The 16392-nt window shown below is 71.9% G+C and carries 14 protein-coding genes and 1 pseudogene; 8 read left to right on the top strand and 7 right to left on the bottom strand.

Annotated features, from left to right (window positions below; translation table 11 throughout):
• Positions 1-43: 43 nt before the first annotated feature.
• Positions 44-1138, top strand: coding sequence for a pirin family protein (locus ACSMXX_RS00360; RefSeq protein ID WP_473181991.1), 1095 nt, complete (start codon positions 44-46; stop codon positions 1136-1138).
• Between the two features lie 7 nt (positions 1139-1145).
• On the opposite strand, the gene ACSMXX_RS00355 is transcribed toward ACSMXX_RS00360, so the two are convergent.
• Entirely contained in the window at positions 1146-3608 is a 2463-nt protein-coding gene (locus ACSMXX_RS00355) for a penicillin acylase family protein (RefSeq protein WP_473181990.1), read from the bottom strand.
• Between the two features lie 281 nt (positions 3609-3889).
• On the opposite strand from ACSMXX_RS00355, the gene ACSMXX_RS00350 reads away from it, so the two are divergent.
• The 3 genes from ACSMXX_RS00350 to ACSMXX_RS00340 all read left to right on the top strand — a co-directional run bounded on the left by ACSMXX_RS00350 (position 3890) and on the right by ACSMXX_RS00340 (position 5880).
• A complete protein-coding gene (locus tag ACSMXX_RS00350; protein WP_473181989.1) occupies positions 3890-4306 on the top strand; it encodes a hypothetical protein in 417 nt (138 codons plus the stop codon).
• Between the two features lie 83 nt (positions 4307-4389).
• Positions 4390-4992 carry an alpha/beta hydrolase gene (locus ACSMXX_RS00345; RefSeq protein ID WP_473185048.1) on the top strand — a complete coding sequence of 201 codons (603 nt, stop codon included), beginning with the start codon at positions 4390-4392 and terminating at the stop codon, positions 4990-4992.
• A 54-nt stretch (positions 4993-5046) separates the two neighbouring features.
• Positions 5047-5880 (top strand): endonuclease/exonuclease/phosphatase family protein, encoded by an 834-nt coding sequence (locus ACSMXX_RS00340; protein ID WP_473181988.1) that lies wholly within the window; start codon positions 5047-5049, stop codon positions 5878-5880.
• A gap of 51 nt (positions 5881-5931) precedes the next feature.
• On the opposite strand, the gene ACSMXX_RS00335 is transcribed toward ACSMXX_RS00340, so the two are convergent.
• The 4 genes from ACSMXX_RS00335 to ACSMXX_RS00320 form a co-directional block, all read right to left on the bottom strand.
• Positions 5932-7035: a PP2C family protein-serine/threonine phosphatase gene (locus ACSMXX_RS00335; protein WP_473181987.1), complete on the bottom strand. Its 1104-nt coding sequence runs from the start codon at positions 7033-7035 to the stop codon at positions 5932-5934.
• A 132-nt stretch (positions 7036-7167) separates the two neighbouring features.
• Positions 7168-7821, bottom strand: coding sequence for a dihydrofolate reductase family protein (locus tag ACSMXX_RS00330; protein WP_473181986.1), 654 nt, complete (start codon positions 7819-7821; stop codon positions 7168-7170).
• Positions 7822-7915: 94 nt separating this feature from the next.
• On the bottom strand, positions 7916-9805 hold the full coding sequence (locus tag ACSMXX_RS00325) for a propionyl-CoA synthetase (protein WP_473181985.1): 1890 nt from the start codon (positions 9803-9805) through the stop codon (positions 7916-7918).
• A gap of 185 nt (positions 9806-9990) precedes the next feature.
• Positions 9991-10620, bottom strand: a complete 630-nt coding sequence (locus tag ACSMXX_RS00320) for a TetR/AcrR family transcriptional regulator (protein WP_473181984.1) — start codon at positions 10618-10620, stop codon at positions 9991-9993.
• Between the two features lie 243 nt (positions 10621-10863).
• On the opposite strand from ACSMXX_RS00320, the pseudogene ACSMXX_RS00315 reads away from it, so the two are divergent.
• The 3 genes and pseudogenes from ACSMXX_RS00315 to ACSMXX_RS00305 form a co-directional block, all read left to right on the top strand.
• Positions 10864-11025 (top strand): annotated as a pseudogene (locus tag ACSMXX_RS00315) (DUF817 family protein); the annotation flags it as partial.
• Between the two features lie 142 nt (positions 11026-11167).
• Complete coding sequence (locus ACSMXX_RS00310; RefSeq protein ID WP_473181983.1) at positions 11168-12070, top strand: LLM class F420-dependent oxidoreductase; 903 nt, start codon at positions 11168-11170, stop codon at positions 12068-12070.
• A 136-nt stretch (positions 12071-12206) separates the two neighbouring features.
• A complete protein-coding gene (locus ACSMXX_RS00305; protein WP_473181982.1) occupies positions 12207-13034 on the top strand; it encodes an aldo/keto reductase in 828 nt (275 codons plus the stop codon).
• A 132-nt stretch (positions 13035-13166) separates the two neighbouring features.
• On the opposite strand, the gene ACSMXX_RS00300 is transcribed toward ACSMXX_RS00305, so the two are convergent.
• On the bottom strand, positions 13167-14168 hold the full coding sequence (locus ACSMXX_RS00300) for an aldo/keto reductase (protein ID WP_473181981.1): 1002 nt from the start codon (positions 14166-14168) through the stop codon (positions 13167-13169).
• A gap of 151 nt (positions 14169-14319) precedes the next feature.
• Positions 14320-15285, bottom strand: a complete 966-nt coding sequence (locus tag ACSMXX_RS00295) for an aldo/keto reductase (protein ID WP_473181980.1) — start codon at positions 15283-15285, stop codon at positions 14320-14322.
• Positions 15286-15390: 105 nt separating this feature from the next.
• On the opposite strand from ACSMXX_RS00295, the gene ACSMXX_RS00290 reads away from it, so the two are divergent.
• Positions 15391-16296, top strand: coding sequence for a LysR family transcriptional regulator (locus ACSMXX_RS00290; RefSeq protein ID WP_473181979.1), 906 nt, complete (start codon positions 15391-15393; stop codon positions 16294-16296).
• Positions 16297-16392 lie beyond the last annotated feature (96 nt).

Raw genomic sequence — 16392 nt, 5'->3', positions numbered from 1 at the left:
ACGCACCGTTTCCCGGGCAGTCTCTGGCACCCAGGAGGTCACCATGCCGGCCGTCACCGCAGACACCTTCACTCTGCCGCGCGTCCCGTCCCCCGCCGGTGAGAACGCCCGGTGGCGCGGCGTCATCAAGACAGTCACCGCCCGCAAGCAGCTCGAAGGCGAGGGCTTCGAGGTCCGGCGGCCCTTCCCGGGCATGGACCTCTCCGCCGCGGACCCGTTTCTGCTGCTCGACCACCTCGGCGCGGTGGAGTACGGGCCGGGCGAAGCCAAGGGCGCCCCCTGGCACCCGCACCGCGGTTTCGAGACCGTGACCTACATGCTCGACGGGGCTTTCGAGCACACCGACTCCACCGGTGGCGGCGGCCTGATCACCGAAGGCGCCACCCAGTGGATGACCGCGGGTGCCGGCGTGCTGCACTCCGAGCTGCCGCCGCAGGACTTCGTCGCCAAGGGCGGCCTCTTCCACGGAATCCAGCTGTGGGTCAATCTGCCCAAGTCCCTGAAGTGGACGCCGGCCCAGTACCAGGACATCACCGCCGGACAGACCGTCCTGCTCTCCAGCGACGACGGCGGAAGCCTGCTGCGGGTCATTGCGGGTGACCTCGCCGGACACCGCGGCCCCGGCGTGACCCGCACCCCCATCTCCTACGTCCACGCCACCGTCAGCCCCGGCGCGCGGCTCGCACTGCCCTGGCCCCGCGAATTCAACGCCCTGGTCTACGTACTGGCCGGGCGCGGCACCGTCGGTACGGAGCAGCGGCCGCTGGAAGAAGGGCAGCTCGCCGTACTCGGCCCCGGCGAGGCCCTGTCCCTGCAGGCCGCGGACAGCCAGGACTACAACGGCAGCCGCACCGGCTGGGAGGTGCTGCTCCTCGGCGGGCTGCCGATCCGCGAACCGGTCGCCCGTTACGGGCCGTTCGTGATGAACACCAAGGCGGAGATCGTCCAGGCGGTGGAGGACTTCCAGAACGGCCGGCTCGGCAGCACCGCACCCCGGCCCGTGCCCCACCGCACCACCACCGACACCGAGCTGGGCGGCCGCGCGGCCCGGAGGAAGAGTCCGGATGACGCGCTGACGGTGTGCGCGAGCGGTTCCGGCCCCTGCTCCGGCAGGGGCCGGAACCGCTCCGCGGGGTGAGGGGCTTCTACGGGGAGGGGTCTTCAACCTCCTCGACCGCCTCCTCCGGTACGGGCTCCAGCGTGAGGACGCGCTCCGTGTTCTCCTCGACCGCCGAGCGGCTGTACAGCAGCGGGAAGGCGCGGTCCTCGGCCCACTCGGCGAACAGGTCGCGGTAGTGGCGGCTGCCGGGATCGCCGGACTGACCGGGGGAGTTCATGGCGAGCGACCGGTCCCAGGCGCCGACGTCGACGACGAGCCGGAACGTGGCGCCTCCGCTCTGGCGGAAGCCGGACGTGTAGGCGGCGGCCCCGACGGTGTCGCCGCTGCCGCCGCGCGGCGCGGGCCCCACGGACATCCACTCCGGCTCGCTCCCCGTCCTCTTGCGCACGAGCTCCGCCAGCGGATGCCGCAGGAGGCTGTGGTGCAGCTCGCCCCAGCGCCAGGCGCCCGCGTCCGCACCGAGCAGGCTCTCCGTCTCGGCGTGGGCGGCGGCGAGGGTGCTCCGGATGATGCCGCGTACGGCATGCCGGGGCTCCGGGCCGAGCCGTTCACCGGGCGTGAGCAGCAGATCCAGGTCCACCCGGGCGTCGGCCGCGGCGTCCTCGGCCGGCATGATCCGGGTGAGCGCCCGCCCGGTCTGTTCCGCGGGAAGCAAGTGGCCAAGTGCCGAGCGGAGCAGGGCCGGACGCAGATGCCGCCGGAACCAGATCTCGAACAGCGCCGCGGCCGCCGAGTCCGGCGTCAGCCGCGCGTCCCAGCCGTGCAGCATCTCCAGGGCCGCGGCGGTGCGGGCGTCGTCGCCGGTCACTCCGTGCAGCAGGGGCAGGATGCTGCGGGCCGGGATGCTGAGCTGGTCGGTCTGCAGCCGTACGCACTCCACGACGGTCCAGTCGTGACGGCTCTCCAGCATCTCGGCGATGCGCCGGTACCGGTAGGGCGCGTACCAGTCGTAGGTGACGGTCCGTTCCGAGTTGGGGTACGCGGGCGGCAGGTTCATCTCGTTGGCCGAGGCGAGCCAGCCGGAGCTGGGGTCGCGAACGGAGGGGAGAGCGCCGGGCGGGAGGTGGCCCGCCCATTCGTGGCTGCCGTCGCCCGGCACGGGAAGCGTCCCGTCCCAGCCTTCACGGACGGGCACGCGCCCCGCGGGGCACCAGCCGATGGTGCCGTCGTCCGCCGCGTACACCTGGTTCTCGCCGGGGGAGCCCCACCGCCGCATCGCCTCGGTGAACTCGGCGGCGTTCTGCGCCCCCATGTAGTTCATGCTGCCCAGGTACGGCGCCATGCCGGGCTCCAGCCAGGCCGCCCGTACCGCGAACGCAGCGTTCCGCTCAGGCAGTTGACGGATCACCGGACCGTGCCGCGTGAACCACAGCTCGGCTTGCGCGTCGTCGCCGCCCGCGACCGGGACCGTCTCGGTCACCCGGACCATGGACTCCCAGCCGCCGCGGTACCGGTACCGGGTCGGGTCCGCCGGGTCGGTGCGGTAGACGTACAGGTCCTCCTGGTCGATGGGGAAGATCGTGAGTCCGAAGGCGATCCGCCCGTTGTGCCCGATGGAGACGCCGGGCAGCGCGGGCTCGCCGCCGCCGACGACGTCCAGGCCCGGCGCCGAGAGATGGACCAGATAGCGCAGCGAGGGCAGCGTCAGCGCGCGATGAGGATCATTCGCCAGAATCGGTCGGCCCGTGGCGGTGCGGGAGGCGCCCAGCACCCAGTTGTTGCTGCCGTCCAGGCCCGCACGGGGCGGCGCCTGCGGGCCGCCGGATGCCGCCTGCTGTCCGCCGGGCGGCGCCGCCCACGGGGGTACGGTCGCCAGCCGGTACACCCGCAGAACGTCGTCGGGGATGACGGAGAGATCCAGCCCGTCCGGCACCCGCAGCCGGTGCGGCGACGGTTCGCGTACCCGCCGCAGATCCTCGGCCTCCGGCCCGAAGTCGCGCAGCGTCAGCGCACGCGAGACCTCCTCGCCCAGGTTGTAGTGCAGCCCGTGACTACGGATACGGGCCACGTCGGACGGGTCCCAGAAGGAAGGCTCATAGCCGAGCAGCGCGAACTCGGGCGGCAGCAGGGCCCGTCGGCGCCGGCACAGCTCGACGTAGGCGTTGACGCCCGCGGCGAACGCCCTGGCCGCAGGCTCCACGTCCGGGCCGTAGGCGCGCCACTCCTCGTCCATGGTGCCGCGGTAGAGGAACAGCCTGGCGGCGCGGTCGCTTTCGAGGTACTCCTCGCCGAAGACCTCCGACAGCAGCCCCAGTCCGCGGCGGCGCCACAGATCGATCTGGAAGAGGCGGTCGCGGGCGGCGTTGAAGCCCTGCGCTAGGAAGAGGTCGCGGCGGGAGGAGGCGTACAGATGCGGCACTCCCCACCGGTCGATGCGGATCTCGACGGGAGCCGAGAGCCCGGGTACCCGGAAAGCGGTCTCCGACCCCGCCGCGTCCCGGCTCTCCTGTGAGTCCCGCGACTCCTGTGAGTCCTGTGTGTCCGGCACCTTCTCAGACCTCCTGTGCAGCGTGTTCCGGCAGTCTCCGCTCATGACGCCGCAGTCCGCGCGGTCGCTCCGAACCCTCTCCGGCGGGACGCCTGCCCGCAGAACGCCGCCGCCAGGCACCGGCGCCGCCGCCACCTGGAGGCGGGCATGCGACGGAGTCGCCGCGTCTCCGGCAGTGATCGCGGGGTACACAGCACGGGAGCGGTGGTGGTCGACGCGTACACCCCGGACGACACCACGGACGAGGACACCGGCGACGGACGACGGCGAGGCGGAGCACAGTGCACGTGAAGATGTTGCGGCTGCTGGGTGCGGGCACGGCCCTGTACGGGCTGGCGGTGACGGCCCGGCCTGAGCTGCTGGCGCGTCCCTCGGGCCTGACCGGAGCGGACGGACGGGTGGCCGAGGCGACGCGCATCTCGCTGCGCCCTCTGGTGTGGCGGGACGTCGCCGGCGGCCTGGCCATGCTGTGCGCGCCGGAAGGGCCGGCGCTCCGCACCGCCGCCGTGGTCAGGATCGCCTCCGACTTCGGTGACGCGGCGCTCCTCGGCTCGACGCTGCCACGGAGCACACGCGCCAAGGCCGTTGCCGTGTCGGCCGGTTGGGGCGCCCTGTCGGTGATGGCGCTGTGCGCCCCCGGCAGTACGGACCGGCGGCGCGGCCGCCGCCCGGGCCGGAGTGCCGGGACGGCCCGGTGAGCGCGCCCGGTGCGCCCTCCTCACGGTCCGGGCCGTCGCCCGCTCTGATTCCGCACGCGAAGATCCGTGATCCCGGCGCCGCTGTGCTGGTGCTGCACGGAGGCCGCTCCGAGGGCCCGGAGGCTCCGCCGCGGCTGAATCTTCCAGGAGCCCGGATGAGGCTCTTCCTCCCGTCCCTGGCCAGGGCGTCGGCCGGGCACGGCGTGCTGCTGTGCCGGGTCCGGTACCGCTGCCGCGGCTGGAACGGCGAACGTGAGGACGCGGCACGCGACGCCCGCTGGGCGCTGGGCGAACTGGCCCGTACCGTGGGCGAGTTGCCGGTGGTGATCGTCGGACACTCCATGGGCGGCAGGGCCGCGCTCCGGGTGGGCGGCGCACCGGGCGTACGGGGTGTCGTGGCGCTCGCCCCGTGGTGCCCGGAGGGTGAGCCCGCCGCACAGCTCGCCGGCCGTAGCGCCGTACTGGTGCACGGCGACCGCGACCGTGTGACGGACCCCGAGGCCTCCCGGCGGTTCGCGGCGCGGGCACGCGAGGCCGGCGCCGACGCCCGATTCGTTCCGGTGCCGGGCGGCGACCACGCGATGCTGCGCCTGCCCGCCGCATGGCACCGGACCGTCGCCGAGGAGGTCATGGCGATGCTCGGTCTCCGCATGTCCGCCGCCCGGCGGACGCCCGGAGGCAGGTGAAGGAGGACGTCGGCTCCGTCCCTGTCCGTCATGCGGCGGTGATACGGATGTGCCATGGATCTGCGCGTCATGACGTTCAACCTCCGCTACGCCGACTACGACAGCGCGTCACCGCACTCCTGGAGCCGCCGCCGGCCCGCCGTCGCGGCCCTTCTGGGGCAGGAGGCGCCAGACCTCGTGGGCACCCAGGAGGGGCTGCACCGCCAACTGCGGGACGTCCACGAGGACATGCAGCGGCCTGGGAAGACCTACGACTGGATCGGGACGGGACGGGAGGGCGGCAGCCGCGGTGAGTTCATGGCGCTCTTCTACGACACCGCCCGTCTGGAACCCATGGAGTACGAGCACTTCTGGATCGCCCACGACCCGCACTCGGTCGGGGCGAAATGGCCCCGCGCGGGCTCGCCGCGGATGGTGACCTGGGCGCGCTTCCGCGAGAGGGCGACGGGCCGGGAGTTCTACGCGCTCAACACCCACCTGGACAACGCGAGCGCGGAGGCCCGGCTCGCCGGCGCCCGCCTGCTCGTCCAGCAGATGCACCGTCCCGAGCCGCCGCTTGCGCCCTTCGATCCCGCCCTGCCGCGTATCGTCACCGGCGACTTCAACGTGCCGGCGGTCAGGAAGCCCGGCGGCGTCTACGAGACGCTGCTGACCGAGGGCGAGCTGGCCGACACCTGGACCGCCGCCCCGCCGCAGGCGCGGAGTGCGGAGTACGCGACCTGGCACGACTACGCCGGTCCCTCCTCGCCGGGCGCGCGCATCGACTGGATCCTCACCTCGCCGGGAATCCGCACGACAACGGTCAAGATCAACACATTCACGCTCGGCGGCGAACACCCCAGCGACCACTTCCCCGTCCAGGCCGCCCTCGACTTCGGGGACGTGTGACAGCCCGTGACACCGCGAGCCCGCGGAACACCGGCGGCCCTGAACGCACCCTCAGGGCACGCGCTCGACCGCGATCACAGCGGCGTCGTCGTCCAGCGGCCCGCCGACATGGTGTCTCAGGTCCCGCCTCAGCCGCTGCAGCAGAGCATCCGGACCGGCGACGCTCCATTCGGTGATCCGCTCCGCAAGCGGATAGAAGCGCCCCGAGGAGTCACGGGCCTCGGTGATGCCGTCCGTGTAGAGCAGCAGCAGATCACCGGCCTCCAGTTCGAACCCGTCCACGTGGTAGTCGACCGTGGCCATCCCGCCGAGACCCAGCGGGGGAGCGGGACGGTCCGGCTCCAGCGTCATGACGCCGCCCTTACGCAGCAGCAGCGGCGGCGGATGCCCGCAGACGACCATGTCGCATCTGGTGTCCTCGTCGGAGATGTCGAGGAGCGACGCGGTGATGAAGGTCTCCTGGATCTGCTCCGCGCCGACCGGGGCGCCCAGGTTCCAGGCGACGCTTTCATCGAGCAGGGCCGCGGTCTCCGCCATGCCCATACGGTGCCGGACCGCTGCCCGGAACGCCCCGAGGAGAAGCGTGGCGTCACCGACGGCCGAGATGCCTTTCCCCCGTACGTCACCGATGATCAGGCGGGTGCTGGAGCTGGTGCGTGCGGCCGCGTACAGGTCTCCGCCGATCCGCGCCTCGGCCTCCGCGGCCACGTACAGGGAGGCGATCCGCAGCGGCCCGATCCTTTCGGGCAGGGGCCGCAGAGCGAGCTGCTGTGCGGTCTCGGCCACTTGCCTGACCTTCGACAACTCCCGCTTGCGGCGCTCCCGGACGATGCAGTAGCCCACGAGCGAGGCACCCACGAGGATCAGCGCCGCGATCTGCGCCTGGTGATTGGCCGAGAAGAGCTCGTCCCGGTCGCGCAGCACCGCGATGACGGACTGGGTGACCACGGCCAGCACGGCGACGAGCCCGGTCGCCCAGGCCCCGGCGAACGAAGCGGTGATCGCCGGCGCGGCCACCAGCAGCGGGCCGAGGTGGATGTGGGGCGGTGCGAGCACATCTGCCACGGCGACGATCACCAGGAAGGCGACCGGGACCGCGAGCATCCAGTGGCTTCCGTGCACGGACCGGCGGAGATCAGCGAACCGCTGCGACATACCTACTGCTTACCCCCGTCGTGCCCCCGGCGCAGAGCGGCGCACCTGGACGTACGTACATACGCTCCGCCGGGTCCGGCCGGATTCAGGCGTCCGCCGGTGCATCTCCCCGCCTGCCGGATCCGGCGGTGCTCACCTCCGCACCCGGTGGCGGAGCCAGACGATGCCGTCCCGCAGCGTCTCGTTCGCGACGAGTTCCAGCGCCCTGCCGGCGCCCGGCGCGCTCCCGTACCAGAACCGACCGTCCCCGCTCCCGGCGAGGCACGGGTGCACCAGGAGACTCACCTCGTCCAGCAGATCCGCCTCCAGCAGCGCGCCGATGAGGGAGCCGCCGCTGTCCACCCGTACGAGCCCGGCCCTCTCGCGCTCGGCGAGCGCCTCCAGCACCGCACCCAGGTCCACCCGTTCGGTGCCCGTGACCAGCTCACGAACCGGACGCGACGCGGGACGGGGCGGGGTGGACGCCGTGTGGAGAGCGAGAACGTCCGACCAGTGGCCCGCAGCCCGCAGCTCCTCCCAGCGGCTGACCCGGCCCCTGCCGTCCACGACGGCGAGGAGCGGCCCGTCGGCGGCGGGACCCGGACCAGGAGGGGCCGAGGCCAGCATCGCTTCCTGGGCGAGAACCGTGTCGGCGCCGGCGAGCGTCACGTCCTCCGGCCAGGTGCCCGCCAGTTCGTAGAAGAGACCGACGTCCGGGGCGAAGCCCGTCGTCGCGCCCTCGGGGGTGACTGCGATGTGTGCCACGACATGCGGGCGTGCCGGCTTGGGGGATGGACTGCTCGTCATGGCTGGGAGCGTAGGGCCGGGGTCTGACAGTGGAGGGACGGAGGGCGGGGCCCGGCAGGGCCCGCCCTCTTCTTGCTTCTTGCTTCTGCTGCTTCTACTGCTTCCGCAGAGCCGGCCGCAGCGCCTCCAGCACGTCCGGGTCGTCGATCGTGCTCGGTACGGGTTCGTCCGTGCCGTCGGCGATGCTCCGCATGGACTTGCGCAGGATCTTCCCCGACCTGGTCTTGGGCAGCGCCGCCACGACCGCGACGTCCTTGAGGGAGGCGACCGCGCCGACCTGGTCCCGTACGAGCTGCACCAGCTCGCCGCGCAGCCGCTCCTCGTAGCCTTCCCCGGTGGCGTCGACCCCGGACTTGAGCACCACGAACCCGCGTGGCACCTGCCCCTTCAGCTCGTCGGCCACGCCGATGACGGCGCACTCCGCCACGTCCGGATGACCGGCCAGGACCTCCTCCATGCCGCCGGTGGACAGCCGGTGACCGGCGACGTTGATGACGTCGTCGGTACGCCCCATCACGAACAGGTAGCCGTCCTCGTCGAGGTATCCGCCGTCACCGGTGAGGTAGTAGCCGTCGAAGGCCGACATGTACGACTTCACGAACCGCTCGTCGTCGTTCCACAGCGTCGGCAGCGCACCGGGCGGCATCGGGAGCCCTGCCACGATGGCACCGTTGGTGCCCGGCGGCACCTGCTTGCCGTCGCCGTCGAGGACCTGGACGTCCCAGCCCGGAAGCGGCTTGGTCGGCGACCCGGGCTTGACCGGCAGCAGTTCGATCCCGGCGGGGTTGGCGACGATGGGCCAGCCCGTCTCCGTCTGCCACCAGTGGTCGATGACGGGGATGCCCAGCAACTCGGAGGCCCAGCGGTACGTTTCGGGATCGAGCCGTTCGCCGGCGAGGAACAGGTACTTCAGCGACGACAGGTCGTACCGGCGGGCGAGCTCCCCGTCCGGGTCCTCCTTCTTCAGCGCACGGAAGGCCGTGGGGGCGGTGAACATCGACCGCACGCCGTATTCGGACGCCACGCGCCAGAACTGGCCCGCGTCCGGTGTGCCGACCGGCTTGCCCTCGTACAGAACCGTCGTCGCCCCGGCGAGCAGCGGCGCGTAGACGATGTAGGAGTGCCCGACGACCCAGCCGACGTCGGAGGCGGTGAAGAGCGTCTGCCCGGGGCCGACGTCGTAGACGTTCGCCATGCTCCATGCCAGGGCCGTCGCGTAGCCGCCGCTGTCGCGGACGACGCCCTTGGGCTTCCCGGTGGTTCCGGAGGTGTAGAGGATGTAGAGCGGATCCGTGGAGCGTACGTTCACGGGGGCGGCGGGAGAGGCATCGGCGCAGGCCGCCGCCCAGTCCACATCCGTCGCGCCCATCTCCGCCTCGGCCTGCGGACGTTGGAGGATCACCTGGCGCGCGGGCTTGTGCGAGGCGAGCCCGATCGCCTGGTCCAGCAGGGGCTTGTACTCGATGACCCGTGAGCCCTCGATCCCGCACGACGCGGAGACGACGACGGTGGGCGCGGCGTCGTCGATCCGCACCGCGAGCTCCTTCGCGGCGAATCCGCCGAAGACCACCGAGTGCACCGCGCCGAGCCGCGCGCACGCGAGCATGGCGACGGCGGCCTCGGGGACCATCGGCATGTAGATCACGACCCGGTCGCCCGCCGAGACGCCCGAATCCCGCAGCACGCCGGCGAAGACGGCGACCTCGTCGCGGAGCCGTTCGTAGGTGTAGGTGGTCTTCACGCCCGTGACGGGGGAGTCGTAGACCAGCGCCGCCCGGCTTCCGTGGCCCGCCTCGCAGTGGCGGTCGAGGGCGTTGTGGCAGACGTTCAGCTCCCCGTCGGGGAACCAGCTGTAGAAGGGCGGCCGCGAATCGTCCAGCGCCTTCGACGGGGCCCTGTGCCAGTCCAGCGCGCCGGCCGCCGCCAGCCAGAACCGCTCACGGTCCGCGACGCTCGCTCGGAAGATCTCCTCGTAGTCGCCCACCCTGGCCTCCTTCCGGGCGTCCTGCCGGGGGCCGCCCGCTTGTGCGTTGTCGTCCGACGTGCGCGTGCCCAGCGGGAGCCGGCCCATGACCCCGCAGCGGCAGCCCCGCCACGCGGCACGGCGCCGGAGCCGCCGACCCACCGCCCGGCGCTTCCGCCGACGATACGGCGGCGGTGCGCGCCGGGTCAGCCCCGCTTACGGGGGTCAGCCTTCCGCGCGGGGCCGTTGGACCCGCGCAGCGCCGGCTCCTCCCGGTCGCCTGCGGCGAGCAGCGCCGCGGCCGCGTCGCGGGCCCGCAGCGCGGGTGCGGGAGTGTCGGTGACCGCGGCGACGGTGATCGCTCCGTCGAAGAGGACGAGGAGCTGAGTCGTCAGGCTCTCGGGGTCGGGGGCCTTTACGTCGCGGACCAGCCCCGCGAAGAAGCGCCGCAGGGCGGCCTTGTGGCCTTGCACGATGGCCCTGACGGCGGCCGAGTGCGAACCCAGTTCACCGAAGGCGTTGTTGAACGCGCAGCCCCGGAAGCCGGGCTCGCTGACCACGGTGTGCAGCCATTCGAAGGTCCCGAGGATCTTCTCCTCCGGCGAGGCGAGGCCGTCCGCATGCTCCTCCAGGGACCCGCGTGCGGTCTTGTCCCGGCGCCGCAGATACGCCTCCACAAGAGCGCCCTTGGAAGGGAAGGCCTGGTAGAGGCGTTTGAGGGGAACGCCGGAGGCGTCGCGGATACGGTCCATCCCCACGGCCTGGACACCTTGCGCATAGAACAGCGCGTCAGCGGCGTCCAGCACACGCGTCTCGACACTGACTTCGGTCTCCATCCCCGTCCCGTCCCCGTCCCCGTCACACTTGAGAACCACCGTTCTTCAGACTACTCTGCACGGCAGAGAACGGCCGTTCTCTGGGCTGCCTGCCCGTCCGTGGGTGATCTGAAGTCGCCGCTTCGGCGCGACGATTGCAAGGGGGGTCCACGGATGAGCGGCACCCCGCCTCGGTGAGGCGATTGCGGCCGGACCGGCCGGTGGACTGGGGGACGGGGGACCACCGGCCGGGCCGGCGACCGGGTGGACGGTTGCTTCCGCTCGGCCACCGGCACCTGGGTGCCGCCGACTCTGACGTTCGTACTCATCGGCTTCTTCCTCCGGATCGCGCGGAACGCCGCGACGTGCGCGGGCGCATGGAGCCACCCGGATCAACTGGACGGCCGGCAGCCCGTGTCCGCGGCGAAGGCCGGGGCATGCCTGCCCTCCGCGCGGCGGCCTCCGCCTGATCGATATCGTCGGCGCGGGGGCGGAGAAGCCACCGGGCCACGGATGTACGGCGAGCCGGTCCGCCTCACGGCGGGGCCGGGAGAACGGGAGAGTTCGGGTGCGTTACGGCGTCAACATCCTCAACTTCGGCACGGGCACAGAACCGGCCACGCTGCTGCGCTGGGCGCGGTACGCCGAAGAGCGGGGTTTCCACTTCGCGATGATCTCCGACCACGTCGCCGTCACCGAGGAGGTGGCGCAGCAGTACGAGGCTCCGTTCTACGACCCGTTCACGACGCTGGCCTGGCTCGCCGGACACACCGAGCGGATAGAGCTGGGCACCACCGTCACGGTGCTGCCTTTCCGGCACCCGCTGCTGACCGCCCGTACGGCGGCGAACATCGACAGGTTCAGCGGAGGGCGCCTCATCGTCGGCGTCGGAGTGAGCTGGAGCGAGACCGAATACAGCTCGCTCGGCGTGGAGTTCAGGAGGCGCGGAGCGATCACCGACGAGTATCTGGCCGTGGTCACCAGGGCGTGGCGGCACGAGAAGATCTCGCACCACGGCGAGTTCGTCTCCTTCGACGACGTCTCCACGGGACCGCTGCCCGTACGCGTGCCGCCCGTGTGGATCGGTGGTGCCAGTAAGGCGGCGCTTCGGCGCACCGTCAGGTACGGCGACGCGTGGCACCCCCTCAATCAGCGGATGCGGTTCCTCCGTGACGAAGGGCTCCCCACGCTGCGCCGAATCGCCGAGGAGGAGGGCAGGCCCGTACCGCAGTTCGCTCCGCGGCTGCCGCTGAGGCTGACCGACTCGGCACTGGAGGAGGAGACGCGCCTGGTGGGACAGGGAACCCTCGACCAGATACGGCGGGACCTGGACGGCCTCGCGGAACTCGGCGCCACGCACGTCCTCTTCGACACCTACCAGGGTGAACCGGCCTCGATGCGGCCGCAGGAGGAGGACGAGCGCCTGCTGGAGACGGTGGCGGAGCACGTGCTCTCCCTGGCCGGGCCGTAGCGGGCGGTGCCCGCGCCGCCGTCTCCAAGCGGAACCCCTGCTTCCTTAGGGTTGGATCCGTCCGTACGATCCGCACCGGCGCATCGTGATCCACCGCGATCCACAAGCACCGCGCCGAGGAACCGAGGAACGCCACGTGAGCACAGTCCCGGAAGTCACCCTCAACAACGGAATCCGCATGCCGCAGCTCGGCTTCGGCGTCTACCAGGTGCCGGAGGACGAGACGCAGCGCGTGGTCGCCTCCGCCCTGGAAGCCGGCTACCGCAGCATCGACACAGCCGCCCTCTACCGCAACGAGGCCGGGACCGGCCGGGCGCTCGCCGCCTCGGGCATCCCGCGCGAAGAGCTCTTCGTGACGACCAAGCTCTGGAACACCGACCAGGGTCACGACGCCGCGCTGCGGGCCTTCGACACGTCCCTGGCGAAGCTGGGCCTGGACCACGTCGACCTCTACCTCGTCCACTGGCCGCTGCCCGCACGGGATCTGTACGTGGAGACCTGGCGGGCCCTGGAGAAGGTGTATGCCGAGGGACGGGCCCGTGCGATCGGCGTCTCCAACTTCCACCCCGCACATCTGCGCCGACTGACGGAAGAAACGGACATCGTCCCCGCCGTCAACCAGATCGAGCTCCATCCGCGCCTCCAGCAGCAGGAGTTGCGCGCCTTCGACGCAGGGCTGGGCACCGCAACCGAAGCCTGGTCGCCGCTCGGCCGCGGCAACGGCGTCCTGGAGGACCCGGCGGTCACCGCGATCGCCGAGAAGCACGGCAGGACCCCGGCGCAGGTCGTGCTGCGGTGGCACCTCGAGCTGGGAAACATCGTGATCCCCAAGTCGGCGACTCCGTCGCGCATCCGGGAGAACCTCGACGTCTTCGGCTTCGAACTGGACGCGGAGGACATGGCCGCCGTGGAGACTCTGGAGACCGGCGCACGTGTCGGGCCCGATCCCGACACCTTCAACTGACCTGATTCCGGGCGGCGTTGCGTGCCGCCGCGCCTCGGCCCGTCCCCTCACCCGGCAGGCGGCCCGGTGCGGGGACGTCGGGCCATGTCGGCCATGTCGGCCACGTTGGCCACGTCGGGCCGTCCCCCCGGCTCAGCCGAGTGACGGCCCCTGCGCCAACAGCTCCTCGATGCGTGCCAGTTCGTCGTCCCCGAAGCCGAGCCGCTCGCTCGCGGCGACGCTGTCCGCGAGCTGCTCAGGGCTGCTCGCGCCGACGAGAGCCGACGTGACGCTGTCGCGCAGCACCCAGGCCAGCGCCATCTGCGCCAGCGACTGCCCGCGCTCCCGGGCCAGTTCGTTCAGCCCGCGGAGCATGCCGACGGTCTCGCCTGTGATCTGGTCGCTGCTGAGGAACGGGCTCGCCCCCGCCGCACGAGAGCCCTCGGGCACGCCGTCGAGGTAGCGGCTGGAGAGCAGCCCCTGCGCCAGCGGTGAGAAGACGATGCAGCCGGCGCCCAGCTCCGTCAGTGTCTCCAGCAGGCCCGCTTCCGGAGCCCGGTCGAGCATGGAGTAGCGCGGCTGGTGGATGAGGGGGGGCGTGCCCAGTTCCCGCAGGATGCCGGCGGCCTGCCGGGTCTGCTCGGACGAGTAGTTGGAGATGCCGGCGTAGAGCGCCTTGCCCTGCTGCACCGCGGAGTGCAGCGCTCCCATCGTCTCCTCCAGCGGGGTGTCCGGGTCCGGCCGGTGCGAGTAGAAGATGTCGACGTGGTCGAGGCCCAAACGTCCGAGGCTCTGGTCCAGTGAGGCCAGGAGGCTCTTGCGGGAGCCCCATTCCCCGTACGGACCGGGCCACATGAGATGCCCCGCCTTGGTCGAGACGACGATCTCGTCCCGGTAGGGGCGCAGGTCCTGCCGGACGATCCGGCCGAAGGCCGTCTCAGCGGCGCCGGGTGGCGGGCCGTAGTTGTTCGCCAGGTCGAAGTGGGTGACGCCCAGGTCGAGGGCGCGGCGGACGATGGCCTGTTGGCGCTCCAGCGGGCGGTCGGTGCCGAAGTTGTGCCACAGGCCCAGCGATATCGCGGGCAGGCGGAGGCCGCTGCGGCCCGTACGGCGGTAGGGCATCGTCTCGTAGCGGCCGGCGTCGGCTTCGTACACGGGTGTGTCTCCTCATCGGGGTTGCGGATGCTGCCGTCGGCGGAACGGTCAAGGGCGGCCGGGCCGACGACGACCGGGGGAACAGACGGGACCGGAACCGGGGCCGGGACCGGGACCGGGAACCGGACCTGGACCTGAACCGGTCACCGGCTCAGGCGACACCCTCAGGGCTGGCGCCCTCGATCTGTACGCCGTCCGAAGCGATGCTTTCGATCTCGGCCAGTTCGTCGTCGCTGAGGGTGATGTCCGCGGCGGCGGCGCTCGATTCGATGCTCGCGCTGCTGCGCGCGCCCACCAGCGCGACGTCCACGTGCGCCAGCACCCATGCGATCGCCAGTTCGCCGACGCTGTGGCCTCGTACCTGCGCGAAGTCCGACAGGCGGCGCACCACTTCGAGGTTCTGCCGAAGTGCGTCGCCGGTGAAGGCCGTCGCCTTGCTGCGCCAGTCGTCCCGGTCGAATCGGGTGTTCTCGTCGAAGCGGCCGGTCAGCAGCCCGCTGGCGAGCGGACTGTAGGCGAGGACGCCGATCCCGTGCTCCCGCGCGTACGGCAGGATCTCCGCCTCGATGCCGCGCCGGAAGAGGTGGTACGGCGGCTGGAGCGTCTCCACGGGACGCACGGCGGCGAACTCGGCCATCTGTCCGGCGTCGTAGTTGGAGACGCCGACGTGGCGCAGCTTGCCCTCGTCGGCCATCTCCTGGAGCGCGCCCGCGGTCTCGGCTGCCGGAGTCCTCGGATCCGGCCAGTGCACCTGATACAGGTCGATGGTCTCCACGTCCAGCGCCCGCAGGCTCTGCTCCACGCCCTCGCGCAGGAAGGCGGCCGAGGCGTCCCGGCCGCCGCCGTCGGGACGCACGCCGCCCTTGGTGGCGATCACCACGCTGTCGCGATCGCGGTCGAGGTCCTCGCGCAGTGCCCTGCCCAGCAGGCGCTCCGAGGCGCCGAAGCCGTAGGCCTGCGCCGTGTCGAAGAAGTTGACGCCCAGCTCACGGGCGCGCCGGATGGCGGCGGTCGCGGCGTCCTCGTCGAACGGGCCCCAGTCGCCGCCCAGTTGCCAGGTGCCGTATGCGATACGGGAGACCCGCAGGCCGGTGGCTCCGAGTGTGGTGGTCCGCATGCCTTCGCTCCTCCTCGCGGCGGTGGACCTCTCCAGCCTCGCCCGCCGCAGGCGAGGCGTCCAATAGAAGAAAGCGAACGGATTCAGCGACTAAGCTTCTCAATCGTGGAACTACGGCACCTTGAATACTTCGTCACCGTCGCCGAGGAACGGCACTTCACCCGCGCCGCCGAGCGGCTGCTGGTCTCCCAGTCCGGGCTGTCGGCATCCGTGCGCGCGCTGGAGCGGGAGCTGGGCGCCAAGCTGTTCGTACGCACCACCCGCAGCGTCGAGCTGACCGGCCCCGGCCGGGCGCTGCTCGCCGAGGCGACCCGGACGCTGGCGAGCGTCCGCGCCGCGAAGGAGGCCGTCGCCGCAGCGCAGGGGCTGCTGCGCGGCACCCTCGCCGTCGGCACCGAGCAGTGCATCGCGGGCGTGGACGTACCGCGCCTGTTGGCCCGCTTCCGTACGGAGCACCCCCGGGTGGAGGTCAGGCTGCGGCAGGCCGGGTCGGGTCTGCTGGCCGAGGCCGTCGGCTCCGGCAGCCTCGACCTCGCCTTCGTCGCGCTGTGCGGGCCGCCGCCGCACGGCGTGAGCCTCACGCCGCTCACCGAGGAGCCGCTCGTCCTGCTCTGCCATCCCGGGCACGCGCTCGCCGGGGGAGAAGGGGCACGCTGGGCGGAGCTGAAGGGCGAGGCACTCGTGGACTTCCAACCCGACTGGGGCGTGCGCCAGCTGACCGACCGTGCCTTCGCAGGCGCCGGTATGGAACGGCAGGTCGCGCTTGAGGTCAACGACGTGCACAGCCTCATCGAGCTGGTGGAGCAGGGGCTCGGAGTCGCCGTCGTCCCCCGGCACTTCGCGCGCAAACCGCAGGCCGCCGGGCTGTGTGCCCTGCCGCTGACGGAGGGACCGCAGCCCCTGTGGGAGGTGTCCGTCGCGCGCCCGGCCGGAGACGCCGCCAGTCCTGCCGCGCGGAAGCTCTGTGCCCTGCTGGACCTCCCCGGAGACGGGCTCGAAGCCCCCACGTGACGCTTCGCAGCGGTGGCGAGCCCGGGGTCAAGTTTCCCAACGCCCCTACACTGGCGCGATGTTGACCAGTACTCCTGTCCTGGACACCGCCGGTGC

Source organism: Streptomyces sp. DSM 116795, assembly GCF_055792905.1.
This window is presented reverse-complemented; position numbering and strand designations above follow the sequence as displayed.

Excerpts from the sequence above, each read along its gene's own strand:
- ACSMXX_RS00360 (WP_473181991.1), top strand. The coding sequence starts at position 44 with ATGCCGGCCGTCACCGCAGACACCTTCACTCTGCCGCGCGTCCCGTCC.
- ACSMXX_RS00340 (WP_473181988.1), top strand. The coding sequence starts at position 5,047 with ATGGATCTGCGCGTCATGACGTTCAACCTCCGCTACGCCGACTACGAC.
- ACSMXX_RS00335 (WP_473181987.1), bottom strand. The coding sequence starts at position 7,035 with ATGTCGCAGCGGTTCGCTGATCTCCGCCGGTCCGTGCACGGAAGCCAC.
- ACSMXX_RS00330 (WP_473181986.1), bottom strand. The coding sequence starts at position 7,821 with ATGACGAGCAGTCCATCCCCCAAGCCGGCACGCCCGCATGTCGTGGCA.
- ACSMXX_RS00320 (WP_473181984.1), bottom strand. The coding sequence starts at position 10,620 with ATGGAGACCGAAGTCAGTGTCGAGACGCGTGTGCTGGACGCCGCTGAC.
- ACSMXX_RS00295 (WP_473181980.1), bottom strand. The coding sequence starts at position 15,285 with ATGCGGACCACCACACTCGGAGCCACCGGCCTGCGGGTCTCCCGTATC.